Annotated in this window: 19 protein-coding genes and 1 riboswitch; of the genes, 2 read left to right on the forward strand and 17 right to left on the reverse strand. The window is 66.8% G+C overall.

From position 1 onward, the window contains the following. Positions 1 to 14: 14 nt before the first annotated feature. On the forward strand, positions 15 to 563 hold the full coding sequence (locus RU09_RS16960; RefSeq protein WP_042542004.1) for a helix-turn-helix domain-containing protein: 549 nt from the start codon (positions 15 to 17) through the stop codon (positions 561 to 563). A 3-nt stretch (positions 564 to 566) separates the two neighbouring features. Here the strand turns inward: RU09_RS16960 and RU09_RS16965 are convergent, their stop codons facing one another. The 4 genes from RU09_RS16965 to typA form a co-directional block, all read right to left on the reverse strand. Further along, a complete protein-coding gene (locus RU09_RS16965; RefSeq protein WP_042542005.1) occupies positions 567 to 2,204 on the reverse strand; it encodes an MFS transporter in 1,638 nt (545 codons plus the stop codon). Positions 2,205 to 2,232: 28 nt separating this feature from the next. Beyond that, a complete protein-coding gene (glsA, locus tag RU09_RS16970) occupies positions 2,233 to 3,246 on the reverse strand; it encodes a glutaminase A (protein ID WP_042542006.1) in 1,014 nt (337 codons plus the stop codon). Positions 3,247 to 3,418: 172 nt separating this feature from the next. Further along, complete coding sequence (locus RU09_RS16975) at positions 3,419 to 4,303, reverse strand: phospholipase (RefSeq protein ID WP_052493020.1); 885 nt, start codon at positions 4,301 to 4,303, stop codon at positions 3,419 to 3,421. Positions 4,304 to 4,466: 163 nt separating this feature from the next. Further along, positions 4,467 to 6,380 carry a translational GTPase TypA gene (gene typA / locus RU09_RS16980; RefSeq protein ID WP_042542007.1) on the reverse strand — a complete coding sequence of 638 codons (1,914 nt, stop codon included), beginning with the start codon at positions 6,378 to 6,380 and terminating at the stop codon, positions 4,467 to 4,469. A 101-nt stretch (positions 6,381 to 6,481) separates the two neighbouring features. On the opposite strand from typA, the gene RU09_RS16985 reads away from it, so the two are divergent. Continuing rightward, entirely contained in the window at positions 6,482 to 7,267 is a 786-nt protein-coding gene (locus RU09_RS16985) for a CPBP family intramembrane glutamic endopeptidase (protein ID WP_231567654.1), read from the forward strand. Positions 7,268 to 7,282: 15 nt separating this feature from the next. Here RU09_RS16985 and RU09_RS16990 read toward each other — a convergent pair whose 3' ends face one another. The 13 genes from RU09_RS16990 to RU09_RS17050 all read right to left on the reverse strand — a co-directional run bounded on the left by RU09_RS16990 (position 7,283) and on the right by RU09_RS17050 (position 23,687). Beyond that, positions 7,283 to 7,846 (reverse strand): hypothetical protein, encoded by a 564-nt coding sequence (locus tag RU09_RS16990; RefSeq protein WP_042542008.1) that lies wholly within the window; start codon positions 7,844 to 7,846, stop codon positions 7,283 to 7,285. Between the two features lie 2 nt (positions 7,847 to 7,848). Continuing rightward, positions 7,849 to 9,522 (reverse strand): dipeptide ABC transporter ATP-binding protein, encoded by a 1,674-nt coding sequence (locus tag RU09_RS16995; protein WP_042542009.1) that lies wholly within the window; start codon positions 9,520 to 9,522, stop codon positions 7,849 to 7,851. Next, positions 9,519 to 10,463: an ABC transporter permease gene (locus RU09_RS17000; protein ID WP_042542010.1), complete on the reverse strand. Its 945-nt coding sequence runs from the start codon at positions 10,461 to 10,463 to the stop codon at positions 9,519 to 9,521. Before RU09_RS17000 ends, RU09_RS16995 begins: the two co-directional genes overlap by 4 nt. Further along, on the reverse strand, positions 10,456 to 11,382 hold the full coding sequence (locus tag RU09_RS17005) for an ABC transporter permease (protein ID WP_042542011.1): 927 nt from the start codon (positions 11,380 to 11,382) through the stop codon (positions 10,456 to 10,458). Before RU09_RS17005 ends, RU09_RS17000 begins: the two co-directional genes overlap by 8 nt. A 103-nt stretch (positions 11,383 to 11,485) precedes the next feature. Further along, on the reverse strand, positions 11,486 to 13,159 hold the full coding sequence (locus RU09_RS17010) for a peptide ABC transporter substrate-binding protein (protein ID WP_153302152.1): 1,674 nt from the start codon (positions 13,157 to 13,159) through the stop codon (positions 11,486 to 11,488). A gap of 225 nt (positions 13,160 to 13,384) precedes the next feature. Next, on the reverse strand, positions 13,385 to 16,216 hold the full coding sequence (gcvP, locus tag RU09_RS17015; protein ID WP_042542196.1) for an aminomethyl-transferring glycine dehydrogenase: 2,832 nt from the start codon (positions 16,214 to 16,216) through the stop codon (positions 13,385 to 13,387). Between the two features lie 61 nt (positions 16,217 to 16,277). After that, positions 16,278 to 16,655: a glycine cleavage system protein GcvH gene (gene gcvH, locus RU09_RS17020; protein WP_042542013.1), complete on the reverse strand. Its 378-nt coding sequence runs from the start codon at positions 16,653 to 16,655 to the stop codon at positions 16,278 to 16,280. Beyond that, positions 16,652 to 17,836, reverse strand: a complete 1,185-nt coding sequence (locus RU09_RS17025; protein WP_042542014.1) for a glycine cleavage system aminomethyltransferase GcvT — start codon at positions 17,834 to 17,836, stop codon at positions 16,652 to 16,654. The genes gcvH and RU09_RS17025 overlap by 4 nt, the downstream gene beginning before the upstream one ends. A 234-nt stretch (positions 17,837 to 18,070) precedes the next feature. After that, positions 18,071 to 18,165, reverse strand: a riboswitch (glycine riboswitch). Between the two features lie 126 nt (positions 18,166 to 18,291). Beyond that, positions 18,292 to 19,128 (reverse strand): ATP-binding cassette domain-containing protein, encoded by an 837-nt coding sequence (locus tag RU09_RS17030; protein WP_042542015.1) that lies wholly within the window; start codon positions 19,126 to 19,128, stop codon positions 18,292 to 18,294. Next, complete coding sequence (locus RU09_RS17035; RefSeq protein WP_042542016.1) at positions 19,125 to 19,988, reverse strand: ABC transporter ATP-binding protein; 864 nt, start codon at positions 19,986 to 19,988, stop codon at positions 19,125 to 19,127. The genes RU09_RS17030 and RU09_RS17035 overlap by 4 nt, the downstream gene beginning before the upstream one ends. Then, positions 19,985 to 20,965, reverse strand: a complete 981-nt coding sequence (locus tag RU09_RS17040) for an ABC transporter permease (RefSeq protein WP_042542017.1) — start codon at positions 20,963 to 20,965, stop codon at positions 19,985 to 19,987. The genes RU09_RS17035 and RU09_RS17040 overlap by 4 nt, the downstream gene beginning before the upstream one ends. Further along, positions 20,958 to 21,953 (reverse strand): ABC transporter permease, encoded by a 996-nt coding sequence (locus tag RU09_RS17045; RefSeq protein ID WP_042542018.1) that lies wholly within the window; start codon positions 21,951 to 21,953, stop codon positions 20,958 to 20,960. Before RU09_RS17045 ends, RU09_RS17040 begins: the two co-directional genes overlap by 8 nt. Positions 21,954 to 21,992: 39 nt before the next feature. Next, a complete protein-coding gene (locus RU09_RS17050) occupies positions 21,993 to 23,687 on the reverse strand; it encodes an ABC transporter substrate-binding protein (RefSeq protein WP_042542019.1) in 1,695 nt (564 codons plus the stop codon). Positions 23,688 to 23,803: the final 116 nt, after the last annotated feature.

The following is a 23,803-nucleotide window of genomic DNA, read 5'->3' on the forward strand; positions in this document are numbered from 1 at the left end:
GACATACTGAACAGATGGAGGATCTCCGCACCCGCATCGCCCGTACCGTGCGCAACGAACGTGAGAGAGCCGCGCTGTCCGTCTCCGAGCTCGCGCGTCGGGCGGGGATCTCGAAGGCGACTGTCTCGCAACTCGAATCAGGCTCCGGCAATCCCAGCGTCGAGACGCTGTGGGCTCTGGGTGTCGCGCTCGGGGTGCCTTTCGCCGTGCTCGTCGACCAGCAGATCAACGCGCCGACGCTCATCCGCGCCGACGACCTCGCCGGTGTGCCGTCGTCAGCGGCGGCGTACAGCGCGACGCTGCTGTCTGCGAGCCCGCCGGGCGCCCGCAGGGATGTGTACCTGATCCAGGCGGAACCCGGTGATCCGCGGCGCTCCGATCCGCATCATCCGGGCACCACCGAGCACGTGGTCCTCATCTCGGGGCAAGCTCTGATCGGACCGACAGACGCCCCTGTGCTGTTGAACCCCGGCGACTACCTCTCGTACGCCGGAGACGCACCGCACGTGTTCGAGGCGATCGTCGCCGGTACAAGCGCGGTTCTCATCTCCGAACTCCGCTGAGCATCATTCCGGCCCCGGACCCGAACCCGAGACCGGTGACGGGTCGGGGATCTCCTCGGGCTTGTACTTCGGAAGCCTCGATGCGGGCAGGATCGCCACCGCGCTGAGGCCGGCGAGCAGCAGCAGCCCGAGTCGCAGCGTGCCCAGACGAGACTCCTCGTTGACGGCCACCGCCGCGTCGATCTGCTCGGGGGTCGCATCGGTCTGCTCGAGGGCGGCGCGGAGGTCGTCGTTGCTGACGAAGTTGAGGTTGTCCATGTCGACCTGCGCGACGAGCGAGGGCGGCAGCTCGGGATGCTCGACGACCGCACGACCGATGCTCAATCCGAGGAGCGATACGAGGAGCGCGCCCGCCAGAGCGGTGCCGACCGCGGAGGCGAGGTTCTGCGTGGTGCCTCGGAGCGAACCGACATCCCCCGCGAGCTCGGCGGGCGCCGAGGTGACGAGCACGTTGAACACGAGCGTCACGAGCGCGCCCTGGCCGATGCCGAAGACGATCAGCCCCAGGATCGTGGGCAGGGTCTCCCAGTTGTTGTTGACCACGACGGACAGCCAGACGAGCGCGACCGTGGTCAGGATGAACCCGAAGACGCCGATCACCCGCGGCGGGTAGCGCTTGTAGAACCGGACGACGAGGGTGGCCGTGATGAAGACCGTCAGGTTGAAGGGCATCATCGCGAGGGATGTGTCGAAAGGCGTCCTCCCCTGCACGATCTGGATGTACAGCGGGATGGTGAAGTTCACGCACGCCTCGAGAGCCACGACGATGAACATCGCATAGACGGCCGCTCGCTCCTTCGAGGAGTCCAGGATGCTGAGGTCGATCAGCGGCACCTTGCCCTCGGCCATCCGCCTCCGCGTCCACACGAAGAAGCACTGCCCGAGCACGATTCCCACGACCACGAAGGCGGGAGCTGGGGAGAGCCCCAGGATGCTGAAGGGCGCAGCCTCCGTCGCGGCGACGGCACCCCACCCGTTGAGGTTGTTGAAGCCGAGGGTGAGGAGGACGATCGCCGCACCGATGAGCAGCGACGCCACGAGGTCGATGCGGATCGACGCGTCGCCGCGATCGCCGCGAAGCGTGAAGCTGAAGGCGAACACCACCACCGCGATGCCGAACACGATGAAGAACATCGGACGCCATCCGACGAGCGTTCCCAGGGTGCCGCCGATCAGGAAGGCCGTGACCCCCGAGATGGCCCTGGCCGAGCCGATCGCACCGATCGCGGTCGCCTGCTGCGCTCCGCGATAGTTCTCGGCGATCAGCGCCACGATCGAGGGCACGATGATCGCCGCGGCAGCGCCCGCGACCGCCTGCCCGGCGATGGCCCAGCCCACGCTCGGCGACACGATCATGAGCACCGAGGATGCGGCGAAGAGGCCGATCACGATCCGGAAGATGAGCACCCACCCGATGCGCTGGCCGAGCTTCGCGCCGGTCATCACCAGTGCGGCCACGGCGAGCCCGTACATCACGATCGTCGTGCTGGCGACAGTCGGCGGCACGCCGAACTCGCTGACCATGCCGCCGAGCGAGATCGGAAGGGCGGCCACGTTGAACGACATGAGCACCTGGGCGAGGAAGAGGCTGACGAGCGGCATCCAGGAGGTCTTCGTGGGAGCCGGAGCGGTGTGTGTCATGACAGGGTCCTCCGAGCGGTGAGAGGGGTCAGTCCGTCGAGCGAGGGGTCGCCGACGGCGCGGAAGCGAAGAGGTTCAGGCCGAGTGCGCGCGAGAGATGGCCGATCGCGAGCTGCGACCGCACAGAGTTGCCGGCTCGGTCGAGGCGAGGTGAGAATCCGGCGACCGCCCCCTTGCCGGGGGCGACAGCCACGATGCCTCCGGCGACCCCCGACTTGGCCGGCAGGCCGATCTCGAACAGCCACTCCCCCGAAGTCTCGTAGAGGCCGGTCGACGCCACCACGGCGAGAGTGTCGCGGCAGACGTCCGCCGAGACGACGCGCTCACCCGTGATGGGGTTCACGCCGCCGTCTGCGAGCGTCGCGCCCATCACCGCGAGGTCATGAGCGGTGACGCTGAGCGCGCACTGACGCGTGTAGACGTCGACCACGTCATCCGGGTCGCCGGTCAGCCGCCCGTAGCTTCGCAGCAGCCACCCCATCGCTCGGTTCCGCTCGTTCGTCTCCGCCTCGGACGCATAGACGACCCCGTCAAGACTCAGCGGGCGTCCGGCGAAGGCCGACAACCCCTCCCGGACGCGCTCCCACTGCTCGACGGACGTCTGCCCCGGCATCAGCGCCGTGGTGGCGATCGCACCCGCGTTGACCATCGGATTCATCGGATGCCCCGCGTTGAGCTCGAGCGCCATCAGCGAGTTGAAGGCGAGCCCGGTGTTGTTGACCCCCACGATCTCGCGAACCCGCTCATGGCCGTGCTCCTGGATGGCCAGCGCGTACACGAACATCTTCGAGATCGACTGGATCGAGAACGGATGCAGCGCGTCTCCGGCGTCATGCAGGCCGCCATCGACCTCGATGACCGCGAGACCGAACAGCTCGGGGTCGGCCTCCGCGAGCACGGGGATGTAATCGGCGACTGCACCCGTGCGGTCGTCCGCATAGCGGCGGTGGGCTTCGCGCACGAGCTCGTCGACGCGGTCCCACCCCGGCAGGGCGCCGGTCGACACCTGCTGCGGGATGTCTGTCAGTGCCGCGACGTCCATGCGTTCTCCTCCGAGTCCACGACCCCCCAGCCGTCACCGCTCACCGTAGTGGCAATGCCTCGCTCTGCCTAGAGCACGGAGCGCCGGTTTCAGGCTGCGCCCTGAAACGCCGAGACCCACCGCCGCACGCATGCGGGGTGGGTCTCGGTGGTGCCGGTCGGGCGGCGGAGGCTCAGTACCAGTTCACGGACTGGGAGTGCCCCCACGCGCTGCAGGGGGTGCCGTACACGGAGGAGATGTATCCGAGACCCCAGCGGATCTGCGTGGCCGCATTCGTCTGCCAGTCGGATCCGGCAGACGCCATCTTGCTTCCGGGCAGAGCCTGCGGAATCCCCGTCGCGCCGCCCGAGGCGTTGTACGCCTGGTAGTTCCACCCGGATTCCTTGGTCCACAGCGAATCCAGGCAGGAGAACTGGTCGGCGCCCCACCCGTACTGACCTGACGCGATGTCGCGCGCCGCGGCCTTCGCGCCGTCGACGGTGTTCGTCTGAGCGAGTGCGGCGGCTTCAGCGGCCGCCTGCTCGGCAGCCGCATCCGCAGCGGCTTTGGCCTGCTGAGCCGCCACGTAGGATTCCTGCAGGGCGGCGGTCTCAGCGACGATCTCGTCCGTGCCGGTGACCGCATACGCAGTGAGGCTCGTGAGCTGCCTGTTCGAGAACTCATCGCGGTCGGCGAGCTGATCGACCCAGGCGGTCACGTCGGAGGTATCGACCGAGGAGGGTGCCGCGCCGAGGTCGAGGCCCGATGCCGCGACCTCGGCGTTCAGCGCCTCGGCCGCAGCAACGGCGTCCTGAGCGGCGACCATCGTCAGGGCTGAGTCGTCGGCGCTCTTCGCCGGCTGCTCGGTCTCGCCGGTGACGAAGGACGTGACGCCGGCGACGGCGTCCGGCACCTCGGCACCAGCCGCGGGCGCCGACACCATGCCGACGGTCAGGGCGAGGCCGAGCACACCGCCGGTGATCGTTCCGAGAATCAGCTTGGGGCGACGTGCCGTGATCGCGTTGCGGGCTGACGCCGCCGCGTGGGCGCGCCGAAGCGCACGGGTGTTCTGAAGCATGGGTTCGACTTTCGGGTCGTCGTACGCCCGTCACAGGACACTCATCGGGAGATCGCCCCAGGCGCAAGGTAACGATTCTGCAACGGCTCGCCTGGACGTTTCGTGAGAAAAGGGCCCTGTACAGCCGTTTTCGGCGGTACAGGGCCCTTCTCTTAGACGATTCTCAGGAGCCGGCGTCCTGACGCTTCAGGCGCGCGGTGTCGCGAGCACGCGTGTTGGCGTCGAGGTTGACCTTGCGGATGCGGACGACCTCGGGCGTGACCTCGACGCATTCGTCGTCACGCGCGAACTCGAGGCTCTCCTCGAGGGTGAGCTGGCGCGGAGGGGTCATCGATTCGAAGGTGTCGGAGCTCGCCGCACGCATGTTGGTGAGCTTCTTCTCCTTCGTGATGTTGACGTCCATGTCGTCGGCACGCGAGTTCTCGCCGATGACCATGCCCTCGTAGACCTCCTGAGTGGGCTGCACGAAGAAGGACATGCGCTCCTGCAGGGCGATCATCGCGAACGGGGTGACGACACCCGAGCGGTCGGCGACGATCGAGCCGTTCTGGCGGGTCGTGATCGACCCTGCCCACGGCTCGTAGCCGTGCGAGATCGCGTTGGCGATTCCGGTGCCGCGGGTCGTGGTGAGGAACTCGCTGCGGAAGCCGATCAGACCACGAGACGGGACGATGAACTCCATGCGCACCCAGCCGGTGCCGTGGTTCGTCATGTTCTCCATGCGGCCCTTGCGGTTCGCGAGCAGCTGCGTGATCGCGCCGAGGTGCTCCTCAGGAGTGTCGATGGTGAGGTGCTCGAACGGCTCGTAGGTCTTGCCGTCGATCTTCTTCGTGACCACCTGCGGCTTGCCGACGGTGAGCTCGAAGCCCTCGCGACGCATGTTCTCGACCAGGATGGCGAGCGCCAGCTCGCCGCGGCCCTGGACCTCCCAGGCGTCGGGGCGTCCGATGTCGACCACCTTAAGCGAGACGTTGCCGATCAGCTCCTTGTCGAGACGGTCCTTGACCATTCGAGCGGTGAGCTTGTGGCCCTTGACCTTGCCCATCAGCGGCGAGGTGTTCGTGCCGATCGTCATCGAGATGGCGGGGTCGTCGACCGTGATCGCGGGAAGCGGGCGGACGTCCTCGGGGTCGGCGATGGTCTCGCCGATCGTGATGTTCTCGAAACCGGCGATGGCGACGATGTCGCCGGGGCCGGCGGACTCGGCGGGGTAGCGCTCGAGCGCGCGCGTCTTGAGCAGCTCGGTGATACGTGCGTTCTGGTGCGTGCCGTCCGCACGGACCCAGGCGACGGTCTGGCCCTTCTTCAGCGTGCCGTTGAAGACGCGGAGAAGCGCGAGGCGGCCGAGGAACGGGCTGGAGTCGAGGTTCGTGACCCAGGCCTGCAGCGGGTGCTCGTCGTCGTACTCCGGAGCGGGAACATGCTCGAGGATCGCCTCGAAGAGCGGCTCGAGGTCGTCGTTGTCGGGCAGCGATCCGTCGGCCGGACGGTTGCGCGACGCGGCGCCGGCACGGCCGGACGCGTAGACGACGGGGACGTCGAGCAGAGCGTCGACGTCGAGGTCGGGCACGTCGTCGACGAGGTCGGACGCGAGGCCGAGCAGCAGGTCGTGGGCCTCTTCCTCGACCTCGGCGATGCGAGCGTCGGGGCGGTCGGTCTTGTTGACCAGGAGGATGACGGGAAGCTTGGCCTCGAGAGCCTTGCGCAGCACGAAGCGGGTCTGCGGGAGCGGGCCCTCGCTGGCGTCGACGAGCAGCACGACGCCGTCGACCATCGACAGGCCGCGCTCGACCTCTCCACCGAAGTCGGCGTGGCCGGGCGTGTCGATCACGTTGATGGTGATCTCCTTGCCCTGAGCATGCTTGCCCTTGTAGGTGATCGCCGTGTTCTTGGCGAGGATCGTGATGCCCTTCTCACGCTCCAGATCGTTGGAGTCCATCGCGCGTTCATCGACGTGCGCGTGTTCGCCGAAGGAGCCCGTCTGACGCAGCATGGCGTCGACGAGGGTGGTCTTACCGTGGTCGACGTGAGCGACGATAGCGACGTTGCGGAGGTCAGAACGGAGGGCGTGCGCCATGCAGATGTCCTAAAGAGTGTGGGGTTTTGTCGAGAAGCCGACGTTCCAGACTACCGTATGCCGACGACTCGTTCCTGAGCGCTCGAAGTACGATCGGGAGCGTGACCGTCGTCGACCTCTCTCCCCCGCCCTCGCGCGCTCGTCTGTGGTGGGAGATCGCCATCGTCCTCGCCCTCGGACTCGGTCAGTCCGCGGTGTATGCGATCGTGCAACTGGCCTACCGGCTCACCGACGAGACGCCGCTGGCCGATCAGACCGCGACCCTGAATCCGTCCCGGAGCGACAGGGAGATCTTCGACCTGATCTACCAGGTCCTGTCGATCGGGTTCTCCCTCGTCCCGGTGCTGCTCGTCTGCTTCCTGCTGTGGCAGTCGTCCAGACCGCACCTGAGCAGGCTGGGTCTGGACGGCACCCGGGTCGGAGCGGATGTGGGCCGCGGGATCCTCCTGGTCGCAGCCATCGGCATCCCCGGTCTCGGTCTGTATCTCGCCGGCCGTGCCCTCGGACTCTTCGTCGCGGTGAACCCCGCGGGGCTCGACAGTCACTGGTGGACCATCCCGGTCCTTCTCCTCGCGGCAGCGCGCGCATCACTGCAAGAGGAGTTCGTGGTGCTCGGCTACCTCTTCGCCCGGCTCCGGCAGCTGGGCTGGGGGCCGTGGGCGATCATTCTGACCACCTCCGTGCTGCGGGCGAGCTACCACCTCTACCAGGGTCCCGGAGCGTTCATCGGAAACCTCGCCATGGGGCTGCTCTTCGGATGGCTGTTCCAGCGCAGCGGACGGCTCATGCCGTTCCTCGTCGCGCACTTCCTGATCGACGCCACGGTGTTCGTCGGCTACCCCTGGGCGGCGGCCACCTGGCCGATGCTCTTCGGGCTTCCCGGCTGACGGAGCTCCGCGCGATCAGGCGTTCGCGATGAGGATCGACGCCACAGCCCAGATCACGATGACGCCGAGCGCGATGAGCGCCTGAGAGTCCCAGGTGCGGCGGATCGGCGTGTCCGCTGACGAGGGAGCCGCCTGCCAGCGGTCACGGATGTCGGTGAGCTCGCGGAGGCCGGCCGGCGCCTTGGCCTCGTCGTCCTCGCGCACCTGGCGCCGAATCGGACGCGCTCTCGCAGGCCCCCCGTAACTCGAGAGCTCCGAGCCGTCCTCGAGCGAGAAGACGAGCTGCCAGCGCAGGTCGATGTCGCGGACGCGGCTCCAGCCGAAGGACGTCCGGCGCAGCATGTTCTGCACCATCGCTCCCTCGCCGTCGACACGCACGACCGAGACGAAGGCGATCTCGTACACGACCCAGAGACCGAGCAGCACCCAGGGGGCGAGCAGCAGCATCTGCCCCCATCCCGCGCGCACGACCGCATCGCCGAGCAGGAAGATCGCGAGCAGCGAGCAGAGGACGAGGGAGACAGGCCCGGAGGCCGCACGGAATCTCCGTGCGGCCTCCGGTCGAGGTTCGATGCTCACTCTCAGTGACCGCCGAGGGTGATCGATGCACCCGGGATCGCCTTCAACAGGCGATCCGTGTACTCCTGCTGCGGGTTGGCGAAGATCTCGTCGACGGTGCCCTGTTCGACGATCTTGCCCTTCTCCATGACGCACACGAGGTCGCTCGAGACACGGACGACCGCGAGGTCGTGCGTGATGAACAGATACGTGAGCCCGAGCTCCGACTGGAGTTCGGCGAGCAGCTGCAGCACCTGATCCTGCACCAGCACGTCAAGCGCCGACACCGCCTCGTCGAGGACGATGATGTCGGGCTTGAGCGCCAGCGCACGCGCGATGGCAACACGCTGACGCTGTCCGCCCGAGAGCTCGTTCGGATACCGGGTCGCCAGAACGCGCGGCAGCGATACCTGGTCGAGAAGCTCCTCGACCCGCTCACGCTGTGACGCGCGGTCGCCGACGCCGTGGATCTGCAGCGGTTCGGCGATGGTGTTGCCGATGTTGCGCAGCGGGTCGAGCGAGCCGTACGGGTCCTGGAACACCGGCTGCATGCGCCGACGCAGTCCGAACGCCTGGGCGTTCGAGAGCTTCGACACGTCCTGGCCGTCGATCTCGATCACGCCGCTGGTCGGCTCCTCGAGCTTCAGCACCATCTTCGCGACGGTGGACTTGCCGGAACCCGACTCCCCCACCAGTGCGAGAGTCTTGCCTCGAGGGATCGCGAACGAGACGTCGTCGACCGCACGGAAGGCTTCGCTGCGGAAGCCGCCCTGACGGATCCGGTAGTCCTTCGTGAGCCCGGCGACGCGCACCGTCGGCGGGATGGCGGCGAGGTGGTCGAGAGTCTCGATGCCCCGGTCCTCCACCACCGCCTGGATGCGCTGCGATGCCACGCTGGGCGCCGCGGCGACCAGACGCTTCGTGTACGGATGCTGCGGGTTCTCGAGGATCTCGCGGCTGGGGCCGGCCTCGACGATGTTGCCGCCGTTCATCACGATGATCTTGTCGGCACGCTCGGCCGCGAGGCCCAGATCGTGCGTGATCAGCAGCACCGAGGTGCCCTTGTCGCGGGTGAGCGAGGCCATGTGATCGAGGATCACGCGTTGCACCGTCACGTCGAGAGCCGAGGTCGGCTCGTCGGCGATGAGCAGCTTCGGGTCGGCCGCAAGGCCCATCCCGATCAGCGCGCGCTGACGCATGCCACCCGAGAACTGGTGCGGGAACTGGTGCAGACGCTTCTCGGCGTCGGCCAGGCCCGCCTGCTGCAGCACCTCGACGGTGCGTGCTTTGGCGGCGTCGCGCCCCTGGGCGATGCCGTTCGCACGGATCGCCTCCTTGACCTGGAAGCCGATGCTCCAGACAGGGTTGAGGTTCGACATCGGGTCCTGCGGCACGAAGCCGATGTCCCGACCGCGCACAGCCTCGATCTCGCGACGGTTGAGTGTCGTGAGCTCGCGACCTTCGAGGGTGATCGACCCGGCGGTGACCTCGCCGGTTCCCGGGAGCAGGTTCACGATGGCCGTGGCCGTCGTGGACTTGCCCGAGCCCGACTCGCCCACGATCGCGACGGTCTCGCCCGGCATGACGTCGAAGCTGACTCCGTGGAGCACTTCGCGCAGACCCTCCTGCGTGCGGAACGCGACTGTGAGGTCGCGGATGCTCAGCAGCGGGACCTGTTCGGTGATTCGCTCGCTCATCGGCGTGCCCTCGCCTTCGGGTCGAGGGCGTCTCGGATGAGCTCGCCCAGGGTGACGAACGCCAGCACCGCGAGGGTGAGCGCGATCGACGGATAGATGAGTGCCATCGGTGCGACACGCAGCGATGCCTGAGCCTTCGCGATGTCGTTACCCCACGACATCACGTCACTGCCGAGCCCCACGCCGAGGAACGACAGCGTCGCCTCCGCGACGATCGCCGCCGCGAGTCCGAGGGTCGAGACGACGAGGAGCGGCGCGATGGCGTTCGGGACGACGTGATTCAAGAGGATCTTGAACTTGGACTGCCCGAGCGCCTGCGAGGCCATCACGAAGTCCGCTTGACGCACCCGGAGCACCTCAGCGCGTACGACGCGAGCCGTCGAGGCCCACGCGAATGCTCCGATGGCGAATGCGAGTGTCCACACCGAACGGGAGTCCCGGAACACGGTCATCACGACCACGGCCGCGAGGATGTACGGGATCGCGAAGAAGATGTCGCCGATGCGCGACAGCAGGCCATCGAGCCAGCCGCCGTAGAAGCCCGCGAGGGCTCCCATGATCAGTCCGAGGATCGACGAGATCAGGGTCGCGATGAGGCCGACTGCGAGAGAGGTCTGCGAACCCCAGACGATGCGGGCGTAGATGTCACAGCCCTGGAACGTGAACCCGAGCGGGTGGCCGTCGGTCGGACCGCCGTTGCTGTTCGCCAGCTGGCAGTCGTCGTTCGGAGGCGTGGCGGTGAACAGTGTCGGCCACAAAGCCATCACGAGGAAGAAGAGCGCCAGCACTATCGAGAACCAGAACAGCGGTCGACGCCGCACGTCGAACCAGGCGTCTCGCCACAGATTGCTGGGCTTGTCGGAGATGCGGACGGCGTCGACAGCGATCGACTCCGTCTCGATCGGAGCGACGTAGTGCTTCTGAGAGGTGGGATCAGGCATAGCGAATCCTCGGGTCGAGCAGACCGTAGAGCAGGTCGATGAGAAGGTTCACCAACACGTACAGGATGACGAACACGGTCACGAACGAGACGACCGTGGGTCCCTCGCCGCGCTGGATCGCCTGGAACAGCGTGTTTCCCACACCGGGGACGTTGAAGATGCCCTCGGTGACGGTGGCACCCACGAGCAGCACGCCGAAGTTCGTGGCGGAGTTGGTGATCACGGGGATCAGCGAGTTGCGCAGCACGTGCACGGGCAGCACGCGGTTGCGCGAGAGGCCCTTGCTGTATGCCGTGCGCACCCAGTCCTGGTTGAGGGTCTCGATGACGGAGCTGCGCATCAGACGCATGCTGACGGCGTAGAGGCTGAAGCCGAGCACGATCGCCGGCAGCCAGAGACCGCCCCAGTCGTTGTCGGCGCCGACAGTGGGCTTGAACCATCCGAGCTGGATCGCGAGGAAGTACTGTGCGAGGAACGCGACGACGAAGATCGGGATCGCGATCGCGACCAGCGCGACGACGAGCGAGATGTTGTCGAAGAGCTTGCCCTTGCGCAGCGCCGAGATGGTGCCGATGATGATCGCCAGCACGAACTCGATGGCGATCGCCATCACCGCGAGGCGCCCCGTCACCGGAAGCGTGGCGGCGAGCACTGCAGAAACCGGCCGACCGGAGTAGGTGGTGCCCAGGTCGCCCTGGAACACGCCGGTGATGTAGTACCAGTACTGCACGATGAACGGATCGTTCAGGTGGTACTGCTCGCGCAGCTGCGTGACGACTGCCGGACTCGGCGTCTTGTCGCCGAACAGGGCGAGGATCGGATCGCCGGGCATGGCGAACACGAGGAAGTAAATGAGCAGGGTGGCTCCGAAGAAGACCGGGATCACCTGCAGTAGACGTCTCAGAATGTAACCGAGCATCCGCTTGTCCCTTCTTAGAGGGCAGAGAAAGCCGTGCGAACACAAGCCTGTGAGGCGGTGACGAAGAATCGTCACCGCCTCACAGGTGAAGTGCCGTCAGACTTTACTCGCCGGCCTTCGTGATCTCGTAGTAGAGCGGAACCGAGTTCCAGCCGAACGTGACGTTGTCGACGTTCTCGCTGAAGCCACCGGTCACGTTCGAGTACCACAGCGGGATCGCGGGAAGGTCCTGGAAGAGCACTTCCTGAGCCTTGCTGAAGTCCTCGATCTGCGCGTCGGCGTCGGGGTTGCTGATTCCGGCCTTGATGAGGTCGTCGAACTCGGGGTTCGAGTAGTCACCGTCGTTGGAACCGGCGCCCGTTGCGTAGAGCGGTCCGAGGAAGTTGTACAGACCCGGGTAGTCGGCCTGCCAGCCCGAACGCGCTGCCGTGGTGATGGAGCGGTCGTTGATCTTGGTGCGAAGATCCTGGAAGGTCGGGTACGGGTCGCCCGATGCCTCGATGCCGAGCGTGTTCTTGATGCTGTTGCTCACCGCGTCGACCCAGGCGTCGTGCCCGCCGTCGGAGTTGTAAGCGATCTTGAACTCGCCGTCCCACGGCGAGATGGCGTCGGCCTCGGCCCACAGCTCCTTCGCCTTCTCGGGGTCGTAGTCGAGGACCTCGCTGCCGGGAACCGAGTCGGACCAGCCCGCGATGACCGGCGACGTGAAGTCGGCTGCCGGGGTGCGAGTGCCCGAGAAGATGGTCTCGGTGATCTCTTCGCGGTTGATGGCCATCGACAGCGCCTGACGACGCAGCTGGCCCTCTTCGCCGCTGAAGTGCGGGAGGAACTGACCGATGGTGAACGACTGGAACACAGCCGACGGCTGGTTCACTGCGCGGTCGCCGAGCTCGTCTGCGAAGACGGGCAGGGAGTTGGTCGGGATCGCGTCGATGACGTCGACCTCGTTCGACAGCAGGTCGGCGTATGCCGCTTCCTGCGTGGCGTAGAACTTGATGGTCAGACCGCCGTTGGCCGCCTTGCGGGGGCCGTCGTAGTCGTCGTTGCGCACGAGGTCGATCTGCACGTCGTGCTGCCACGCGTCTTCGCCGTCGATCATGTACGGGCCGTTGCCGATCGGGAACTGGCCGAAGGCCTCCATGTCCTCGAAGGCGGCGTCGGGCAGCGGGTAGAACGCCGAGTATCCGAGACGCAGAGCGAAGTCGGAGGCCGGCTTGTTCAGCGCGATCGTGAAGGTGTAGTCGTCGACCTGCTTGAGGCCGGCCATGTCGCCCTGCGCGCCGAAGACGTCGTCATCGGGGTTCGCGGGGTCACCGGCGTCGTTGATGAAGCCCTCGATGTCCTCGAAGAAGTAGCCCGAGAGCTGAGCGTTCTCAGCCTGAGCGCCGTAGTTCCACGCCTTGATGAAGTTGTCGGCGGTGACTTCTTCACCGTCGGTGAAGGTCAGGCCTTCCTTGATCTTGACGGTGAGGTTCTGCGGGTCCTCCGTGGTGATCTCCTCAGCGACGTCGTTGACGGGCTTGCCGTCGGCGTCGTAGTAGATCAGACCGGCGAAGATCTCGTCGAGGATCTTTCCGCCACCCACCTCGTTGGTGTTGGTGGGGATCAGCGGGTTCTCGGGCTCCGAGCCGTTCGTCGTGATGATGGCGTCCGCGTCACCGGTTGCACCGGATCCGCCGTCGCCGTCGTCGCTTCCACCGCTCGCGCAGCCCGCGAGCGCCAGGGCGCCGATCGCGAACAACGCAGTGCCCGCAAGGGCGATCTTGTTGCGCTTCACTTTGTGTCCTCCTGTGGACGGGTATTCATCAGACTGCGCGCTCATCGTCGAACGCGTAGGGATAGTTGACTGTAACCCGCGATTCAGGGGACTCCGCTCTCGGCTAATGAACCGTTACTGAGTGGTGATCAACTGAAACATCCCTGAAACACGCGGAAATGCACGGAAACGAGCGACGGCGTCGCGTCCGGATGGACGCGACGCCGTCGCTCGTCAGGATTCGTCTCAGGCGAACGCCTCGATCGGCGGGCAGGCGCACACGAGGTTGCGATCGCCGTACGCCTGATCGATGCGGCGCACCGGCGGCCAGTACTTGCCTGCCACGAGAGCGTGCACCGGGTAGGCCGCGTCCTCCCGCGTGTAGGCGTGGTTCCACTCCCCCGCGATCAGCGAGACCGCGGTGTGCGGAGCGTTGACCAGCGGGTTGTCGTCCGCGGGCCAGCGCCCGGCGGCGACGGCATCCGCCTCGGCCTTGATCATGATCATGGCCTCGATGAACCGCTCGATCTCGCCGAGGTCCTCGGACTCCGTGGGTTCCACCATGAGCGTGCCCGCGACGGGGAACGACATGGTGGGGGCGTGGAATCCGTAGTCGATGAGTCGCTTGGCCACATCGTCGACCGTTATTCCGGTCTCCTCTCGGAGGGGCCGCAGGTCGAGGATGCACTCGTGCGCCACCCGACCGTCTTCTCCCGCGTACAGCACCGGGAAGTGCTCGCCGAGGCGCGCTGCGATGTAGTTCGCCGACAGCACGGCAGCTGCGGTCGCATGGCGGAGGCCGTCCGCCCCCATCATCCGCACGTACGACCAGGAGATCGGCAGGATGCCGGCCGACCCGTACGGCGCGGCGGACACGGCGCCACCCTCGAAGACGAATCCGCCCGCATGCTCCGCGCGCTGAGCGAGCGGGTGCGACGGCAGGTACGGAGCGAGGTGCGCCTTCGCAGCGACGGGGCCGACGCCCGGGCCGCCACCGCCGTGCGGGATCGCGAACGTCTTGTGCAGGTTGAGATGCGAGACGTCGCCGCCGAGATCGCCGAAGCGGGCGTAGCCGAGCAGCGCGTTGAGGTTCGCGCCGTCGACGTAGACCTGTCCGCCGGCGTCGTGCACGGCGGTCGTGATCTCCACCACGTCCTGCTCGTACACGCCGTGGGTCGACGGGTAGGTGATCATCAGAGCGGAGAGCTCGTCGGCGTGCGCCGCGATCTTCGCCCGCAGGTCGCCGAGGTCGACGTTGCCGAGCTCGTCGCAGGCCACGACGACGACCTTCATTCCGGCGAGCACCGCCGACGCCGCGTTCGTGCCGTGCGCGGACGACGGGATCAGGCACACGGTGCGCTGGGTGTCGCCGTTCGCGAGGTGGTAGCCGCGGATCGCGAGCAGGCCCGCGAGCTCACCCTGCGAACCCGCGTTCGGCTGCAGCGACACGGCGTCGTATCCGGTGACCTCGGCGAGCCACGCCTCGAGCTGCGTGATCATGTCGAGGTACCCCTCGACGTCGGATGCCGGGGCGAACGGGTGGATGCCCGCGAACTCGGGCCACGTGATCGACGCCATCTCGGTCGCCGCGTTGAGCTTCATCGTGCACGAGCCGAGCGGGATCATGCCGCGGTCGAGCGCGTAGTCGCGGTCGGCCAGGCTCTTGAGGTAGCGCATCATCGCGGTCTCGCTGCGGTGCGCATGGAAGACCGGATGCGTGAGGTAGTCGTCCTGACGGAGCAGGTCGGCGGGAAGGCCGCCCTGCGATCCTGAGCCGAAGAACCCGAAGGCGCGCTCCCGGGCCCCACCGAACACCTGAGCCACCTGGTGGAGCTCGGCGACCGTCGTGGTCTCGTCGACCGAGATCCCGATCGTGTCGGCATCGGCGGCGTGCAGCAGGATGCCGAAACCGTGGTGAGCCTGCTCGGCATACTCCGCCGCGCGCCCGGGCACCCGCACCTGCAGGGTGTCGAAGAACGAGTCGTGGACGATTTCAGAGCCTGCGTCGACGAGCCAGTCGCGCAGCATCACGGTCTTGGCCGCGACCTCCCGAGCGATCGCCTTGAGCCCGTCGGGTCCGTGGTACACCGCGTACATCGATGCCATGACCGCGAGCAGCACCTGCGCGGTGCAGATGTTGCTTGTCGCCTTCTCCCGGCGGATGTGCTGCTCGCGGGTCTGCAGAGACAGTCGGTACGCCGGCTTGCCGTCCGCATCGACCGAGACGCCCACCAGGCGCCCCGGCAGCTGCCGCTCGAGTCCTGCACGCACGGCCATGTAGCCCGCGTGCGGCCCTCCGAAGCCGATCGGCACGCCGAAGCGCTGCGTGGTGCCGACCGCGACATCCGCACCGAGCGAACCGGGCGACGAGATGAGGGTGAGAGCGAGCAGGTCGGCTGCGACGACGGCGAGCCCGCCGGCGAGGTGCGCGGCGTCGATCACGGCGCTCGGGTCCCAGACGCGCCCTGAGGCGCCGGGGTACTGGACGAACACACCGAAAAGCTCGGAGGGAAGCTCCTCGCCGGCCGCGAAGTCGACCGTCACGAGCTCGATGCCCACGGCCTCGGCGCGGGTCTCGAGCAGCGCCTTGGTCTGCGGGAACGCATCTGCGTCGACGGCGAAGACGTTCGACGCCTTCTTGGATGCGCGACGTGCCAGCAGCATCCCCTCGACGACAGCGGTCGACTCGTCGAGCATCGACGCGTTGGCCGTGGTGAGACCGGTGAGCTCGGCCACCATGGTCTGGAAGTTGATGAGCGCCTCGAGACGACCCTGCGAGATCTCCGGCTGGTACGGCGTGTAGGCGGTGTACCACGAGGGGTTCTCGAGCACGTTGCGCTGGATCACCTGAGGGGTGACGGTGCCGTAGTAGCCGAGGCCGATCATCGGCCGGTTCACCGTGTTGCGAGCGGCGATCGCCCGCAGCTCGGCGAGCGCCTCGGTCTCGCTCGCCGCGCGCGGGATGACCGAGTCCGTGGAGGCGGGGGTGAAGATCGAGGCGGGCACGGCCTGGCGCATCAGCGCCTCGACGGGGCTCCAGTCCTCGAGCTCAGACTCGACGCCGAGGGCATCGAGCATCTGACGCTGGGTGGCGGCGGTGGTTCCGATATGACGATCGGCGAAAGAGACCACTGGTCGATCAGCCCTCCGTGAGAGCGACGTACGCGTCGCGGTCCATCAGGCCGTCGAGCGCACCGGCACCGACGGAGACCTTGATGAGCCAGCCTCCGGCGAACGGCTCGGCGTTCACGAGCGAGGGGTCGTCGACGACGGAGTCGTTGATCTCGACGATCGTGCCCGTGACCGGGGCGTAGAGCTCGCCGACCGACTTGGTCGACTCGATCTCGCCCACGACCGAACCGGCGGTGACCTCGGTGCCGACAGCCGGGAGCTCGACGAAGACGACGTCTCCGAGCTTGTCGGCCGCATAGTCGGTGATGCCGATGGTCACGGTGTCGCCGTCAGCGGCGATCCACTCGTGCTCGTCGGTATAGCGCAGTGCGTTGAGGTCGGTCATTTGGTCCTCCGGTAGAAAGGCAGAGCGGTCACGGTCGCAGGGATCCTGGTTCCCCGCACATCAAGGAATACTGCGGTTCCCGCCGCAGCGGAAGAAGGGGCGACGTAGGCCATTGCGATCGGATGGCCTAGTGTCGGGCTCAGGGCGCCACTCGTGATCTCACCCAGGGCGACACCGTCTGCGTCGACCACGGAGTAGCCCGCCCGTCCGGCGCGCTTGCCCTCGGCGACGAGACCGACGAGAACCGGAGCGTCGGATGCGGCATCCACCGCTCCCTTGCCGATGAAGTCCTCTTTGTCGGACACGACGACGCGACCGAGCCCGGCCTGCGACGGCTTCGTCTCACGGGAGAGCTCGTGGCCGTAGAGCGGCATGCCCGCTTCGAGTCGGAGAGTGTCGCGCGCTGCGAGGCCGGCGGGCACGAGTCCGTGCTTCTGTCCGGCTTCGGTGAGTGCGTCCCAGAGTGCAGGGGCATCGGCGACACGCACGAGCAGTTCGAAGCCGTCTTCGCCGGTGTACCCGGTGCGGGCGAGGAGAAGCGGCGCCCCCAGGAACATCGCGTCGGCCCACGCGTAGTACTTCTGCTCCACCCACGGAGTGCTGAGGTCGGTGATGCCGGCCGTCGACGAGACGATCGCCTCGGATGCGGGGCCCTGCACGGCGAGCAGCGCGTACTCGTCGGAGACGTCCTCGACGTCGACCCCGCGATCTCCGAGGAAGCCCTCGAAAGTGCGGTCCTCCCCTGCGGCGAGCGGCGCACGTTCACGTTCGATCCGCGAGGGGAACGAGCGCACTCGTGAAGCGAACGCCGAGTCGACGAATCCGCGGTTGCCCGCGTTCGCGATCACCAGGAAGCGGTCATCGGCGAGCCGGTAGACGATGACGTCGTCGATGATCCCGCCGTCGTCCGCGAGCATCAGCGAGTACTTCGCCTTGCCCACGGGCATCGCGGAGAGTCGTCCGGCCAGGGAGTAGTCGAGGAACTCGCCGGCGAAGTCACCGGTGACCAGGAACTCGGCCATGTGCGAGATGTCGAAGATCCCGGCGGCCTGCCGCACGGCGTGGTGCTCGGCGAGGTCGGATGTGTAGCGCACCGGCATCTGCCAGCCGCCGAAGTCGGTGAACGAGGCGCCGAGCGCCTCATGGCGCTCACGGAGCGGGGTGTAGCGAGGGTCGGACATGGAGTTCTCCCGGGCTGGGTCGGGCGGAACAGCGCAGACGCCGTTCCTCGGAACTCCCCCTCTGTCATGGGCCTGAGAGCTTCGCCCAGAGACTGGGCTTTCACCGTCGGCGGACCGCCGGCGAAGAGACGGAGACGCGCAGAATGCATGTCGCCAGGGTTTCGACTCGGGCGCCTCCGGCGGCCTCGCTCAACCCGATTTCTCGCTTCGCTGGAAATCGCTTTTCAGAGTGGCCGGAACCGCGCGGTACGCGTACCTGAGAGATTGGCGGGGAGGCTTGCTCCTTCGGTGCCCGGCTGCGTTCGCCGGGGCTCTCCCGCGTGGGTCATTCGGCCTGTCTTCACTTGTGGAATCAGTCTAGCGGGTCGTGTGCTCCGAGACGGATGCCGTTCCGGTCGCCCTTCGTGCCGCGCGAACGAGTGGCCGGCGGCGCGAAGGGGGACCGGAACGGATGCTCAGCGACCGGCGAGCTCCGCCCTGACCTCATCCCGGAGGCGGCCGAGGTTCTCGGGCTCCGGCGCCGCCCCGAGGAGCGTCTTCGTGTACTCGTGCTGCGGATTGAGGATGACCTCGTCAGCGGGCCCGCGCTCGACGACGTCGCCCTTGTAGAGCACCATGATCTCGTCGCTGAAGTGCCGAGCCGTCGCGAGGTCGTGCGTGATGTAGAGCACGCCGAGATTCTCCTCCCGCTGCAGGTCGGCCAGCAGGTTGAGCACGCCCAGCCGGATCGAGACGTCGAGCATCGAGACGGGCTCATCGGCGACGATGAAGCGTGCCCCCGGCGCGAGCGCCCGCGCTATCGCCACACGCTGACGCTGACCACCGGACAGCTCATGCGGGCGGCGCTCGGCGAAGCTCTCGCCGGGTGACAGCCGCACGCGCTCGAGCAACTCGATGGCGCGCGCACGCACTTCCCCACCGGAGAGCTTGGGGTGGTGGAGCCTGATCGGGCGCTCCAGGTGGTGGACGATCGTGTGGAAGGGGTTCAGCGAGGCGAAAGGATCCTGGAAGACCATCTGCACCTGCGAGCGGTAGTCCTCGACTGCGCGGCCCCGCATGCCCGCGTCCTTGCCGTCGAGCAGGATCTGCCCGCTGGTCGGAGTCTCGAGCTTCATCAGCATCCGCGCGATGGTCGATTTGCCCGACCCCGATTCGCCCACGAGGGCGACCGTCTTGCCCGCTTCGATCGTGAACGAGACGTCCTTGACCGCGTGGAGGGTCGATGTCTTGAGCCCGGATCGCAGGGTGAAGTCCTTCACCAGGTTGCGGGCTTCGAGGGTGGGAGCACTCATCGGATCTCCTCCTGACTGGGCTGGTTGCCGGTGCGGACGAAGTCTCCGCGCTCGCCGGTCAGACTCGGGAAGCTCGACAGCAGCTTCTTCGTGTACTCGTGCTGAGGCGTGCGGTAGATCTCCTCGGCGGTGCCCTCTTCCACGATCTGGCCCTGCAGCATCACGGCGATGCGGTCGCTGATCTCGATCAGCATCGGCAGGTCGTGCGTGATGAAGATCACTGCGAACCCGAGCCGCTCGCGCAGCCGCATGATCTCGCGGATGATCCCGCGCTGCACCACGACGTCGAGCGCGGTGGTGGGCTCGTCCATGATCATGACCTGCGGATCCAGCGCGAGCGCCATGGCGATCATCATGCGCTGCCGCATACCCCCCGACAGCTCGTGCGGAAAGCTCGTCAGACGCGACGGGTCGACCCCGACCAGAGTCAGCAGCTCTTCGGCCCGAGCCTGCTTGTCCTTCTTGGACATTCCGGGACGATGCGTGTCGAAGATGTCGAAGATCTGCGCCTTGACGCTGATCACCGGGTTGAGCGAGTTCATCGCCCCTTGGAACACCATCGAGATCTTGTCCCAGCGGAACGCGCGCAGACCGTCGCCGTCGAGCGCGACGATATCGATGTCGTGCCCGTCGCGGTCGTGGAACACGATCTCGCCGCTCGTCATGAGCGCCGGCGCCTTGAGCAGCCGGTTCATGCCGTAGGCGAGGGTGGTCTTGCCGCAGCCCGATTCGCCGGCCAGCCCCAGGATCTCTCCTCGGTTGAGAGTGAGCGAGACGTTGCGAACCGCCTTGACGGGCGGGTCCACCTCGTACTCGATCGACACGTTGCGTGCAGTGAGTACGGCATCCGGAGCGCTCATACAGCGACCCCCTTCGTCTTGGCCGCCTTGCGCACGCGTCGAGCGGCGTCGGGCGCATTGCGCAGCTTGGGGTTGATGACCTCGTCGATCGCGAAGTTGATCAGGGCGAGACCCGCACCGAGCATCGCGATCATGACACCCGGAGGCACGAACCACCACCACGCACCTCGTCCGAGCGCCTGCCCCGACTGCGCGTCGTTGAGGATGGTGCCCCAGGTGATCGAGGAGTTCGGTCCGAGGCCGAGATACGAGAGGCCGGCCTCACCGAGGATGGCGAAGATGATCGCGAACAGGAACTGGGCCGTGAGCAGCGGCAGCAGGTTCGGCATGATCTCGACCAGGATCACCCGGAAGGATCGCTCCCCGGCGACTTTGGACGCGTAGACGTAGTCGAGGGTGCGCAGCGATCGCGTCTGCAGCCGGAGCACGTAGGCGGCCCCGGCCCAGGAGGTGATGCCGAGCACGAAGGCGACGAGCTGCCAGCTTCGCTGCGGGACGAAGGACGAGATCACCATCACGAGCGGCAGGCCGGGGATCACGATCATCACGTTCGTCAGGAGCGCGAGAGTGTCTTCACGCCATCCGCCGAGGTAGCCGGCGAGAACGCCGAACAGCAGGGACAGGATGATGGCGATGCCGCCCGCCACCACGCCGACCAGGAGCGAGCCCTGGGCGCCGATGGCGAGCTGGGCGAACATGTCGTTGCCGAGCTTGGTGGTGCCGAGCCAGTGCTCCGGCGACGGCGGGAGCAGAGCCGGGTTGTCGGTGCTCCGCGGGTTCTGCGAGAACATCGGCGCGATGATCGCGAACAGGACGATCGCGATCACGATCGTCGCCCCGGTGATGAACTTCGGCGAGGTCGTCGGGAGCACCCTCCGGCGCTTGCGTCCCCGCTGCGTGGCCAACGAGATCGTGCTCGCCGGCTGGGTCATGGGCTGATCCTTGGTGATCAGGACTGCGTTCTCGGTGTCAGACATTCTGGCGCGCCCTCGGGTCGATGAATCCATAGACGAGGTCCATGATGAAGTTGGCGGCGAGCACCGTGATGGTGATGACGAGGAAGAGCCCCTGCATCAGCGCATAGTCGTTGTTCGTGACCGCCTGGAACATCAGCTTCCCGATGCCCGGGTAGGTGAACACCTGCTCCATGACGATGGAACCGGCCACCACGAAGCCCAGGGTGATCGAGAAGCCGGCGATCGACGGGATCGCGGCGTTGCGTGCCGCGTAGGTCGTCATGATGCGACGAGGACGGAGCCCCTTGGCCTCGGCCGTGAGCACGTAGTCCTCGGCCATGGTCTGCACCATCATGTTGCGCATGCCGAACATCCACCCGCCGACCGATGAGATGACGATGGTCAGCGCGGGCAGGATCGCGTGCGAGAGCGCGTCCGTGAAGAACGCCCAGGTCGGTTCGGGGCCGTCCGGGAAATCGAACACGTCGTAGCCCCCGAAGATCGGGAACCAGCCGAGCCCGACGGCGAACACCGAGACGAGGAGCAGCGCCATCCAGAAGTACGGGATGGACTGCAGCACGGTGGTCGCCGGGATCAGGTGATCGACCCAGGTTCCGCGCTTCCATCCGGCCCAGGCGCCGAGCACGACGCCGAGGATGAAGGAGATCACGGTCACCGTGCCGACGAGGATGAGCGTCCAGGGCAGGGCCTGCCCGATCAGCTCACTCACCGGGGCCGGGAACTTGGTGACGGAGATGCCCAGGTCGCCCTGGAACATGCGTCCCCAGTACGCGATGTACTGCTCCCAGAGAGACGAGTCGTCGCCGCCGAGCAGCAGCTTGATGTTGCGGATCGTGGTCTCGGAGACCTCGCCGCCCGCTCGCTGCATCTTGGCGATCATGATGTCCGCCGGGTTCCCCGGCATGAGCCGGGGAAGCAGGAAGTTGAGTGAGATCGCGGCCCACAGCGTGAACGCGTAGAACCCGATTCTTCGTGCATAGAACTTCATGTCACTGACCGCGCTTCCTGCTCCCCCGTCTTCATGTGCTTACTTGACCGGCTCGAGCTGCGTCAGGACGTAGCCCGCCGCGATCGCTCCCCAGGACGGCGGGAAGGCGTAGAGGTTTTCCTCCGTCGGCCATCCCGTGAAGTCCTTCGTGTTGTAGAAGGTCTGGGTCGCGTTGATCACGAGCGGGATGTAGGGCAGGTCACGGACGATCTCGGTCTGGATCGTGCCGTACAGCTCCTTCTTCTCCGCCTCGTCGTTCGTGCTGACGGCGGCCTGGATCGCCTGGTCCACGACCGGGTTGCTGTAGCGGCTGAAGTTCCAGCGGCCTGCCGGCACCTCAGTGCCGACCGCAGCCGTCGACTCGACGGCCGTGCCGCCGAACCAGTCGCGGTAGATCTGGAACGGGTCGGCGACCGAGGTGCCGATGACTCCGCCGACGATGAGCTGGAAGTCGCCGCCCTGACGGGCGTCGGAGAACTCCTGCCACTGCACGGTGGATGCCGTGACCTTGATGCCGGCCGCCTCCGCCTGCTCGGCGATCAGCTTGGCGGCGTCGTTGTAGTCGGTCCATCCGTCGACCGAGATCAGGCTGAGCTCGACGGGCACGCCGTCCTTCTCGTAGATGCCGCTCGATCCCTTGGTGTAGCCGGCGGCCTCGAGGATCTCGCCCGCCTCATCGGCGTTCGCCTCCTGAGGGCTGACCTCGTTGGCGGAGTCCGCGACCCACTTCTCGTCGCGCGGCAGCAGTGCGAAGGTGGGCGAGATGTCGCCGGTCAGGCCGACGAACGCCTTGTCCTTGATCGCGGTGCGGTCGATCGCGACGTTGAGCGCCTGGCGAACGGCCACGTCCGTCTGGGGACCGGTGCAGCCGAGCTCGGTGTTCGAGCAGGTGTACAGCACGGTCGGGTCCTGCGGGGTGTTGATCCAGTCGATCGCTCCGTTGCCCGTCACGTCGTCGGGGTTCGGGATGAACATTCCGGTCCAGTCGAGCTTGCCCGCGGCGAGCAGGTCCTGAGCGGTCTGGTTGTTGTCGACGGCGATGTACTGGACCTTCTTGACGCCGAGCTCGTCGGCATCGCGGAAGTTCTCGTTGGCCACGAGCGTGTACGACTCACTCGTCGTCTTGTCGACCACGTAAGCGCCCGAGCCGACCGGCTCCTCGTTGGCGAAGTTCGCGAAGTCGGTGACCTCCGACCACACGTGCTCGGGGAGGATGTAGGTCGAGCCGAGTCGCTGGAACTCGGTCGTGTACTGCGCGGTCGTGTAGGTGAGCACGACGGTGGTGTCGTCGGTCGCCTCGGCGGAGACGAGGCCGTTGCCCTCGGGGTTGTTCGCCTCGTAGGTGAATGAGAACGCGACGTCGGCCGCGGTGAGCGGCTCTCCGTCGCTCCACTTGAGGTCGGGCTTGATCGTGATCGTGATCGCCGTGCCGTCCTCGTTGTACTCGAAGGAGTCGCCGATCAGGCCGACCGGTTCGGCATCCGCCGTCTTGTTGTAGAAGAACAGCGGCTCGTAGATCGGCCCGAGCGCACCGTGGAGCACGGTCGGTGCGAACGGATTGTAGTTCGCGGTGATGGGGGTCTGGCTGCCGGCCCACACGCGAAGAGCACGGTCGCCGTCGCCACCGCTCCCCTCGTTGCCGCCGCCTGCGCCACAGGCTGTCAAACCCAGGGCGAGGACGGATGCCCCCGCCACAGCGGTGAGCGCGATCTTGCGCCTTCCGTTACGGATCATTCTGTATTTCCTCTCGGTGCTGCACTGCAGGAGGGATCTCCGGGATGGAGCCGAGTCCCAGATCGGAACCCGCGACAGATCCCCGCGAAGGGATTTGTTAGGACAGTAACCTAACA

The organism is Microbacterium sp. MEJ108Y, assembly GCF_000834175.1.
GTDB classification, from domain to species: Bacteria; Actinomycetota; Actinomycetes; order Actinomycetales; family Microbacteriaceae; genus Microbacterium; species Microbacterium forte.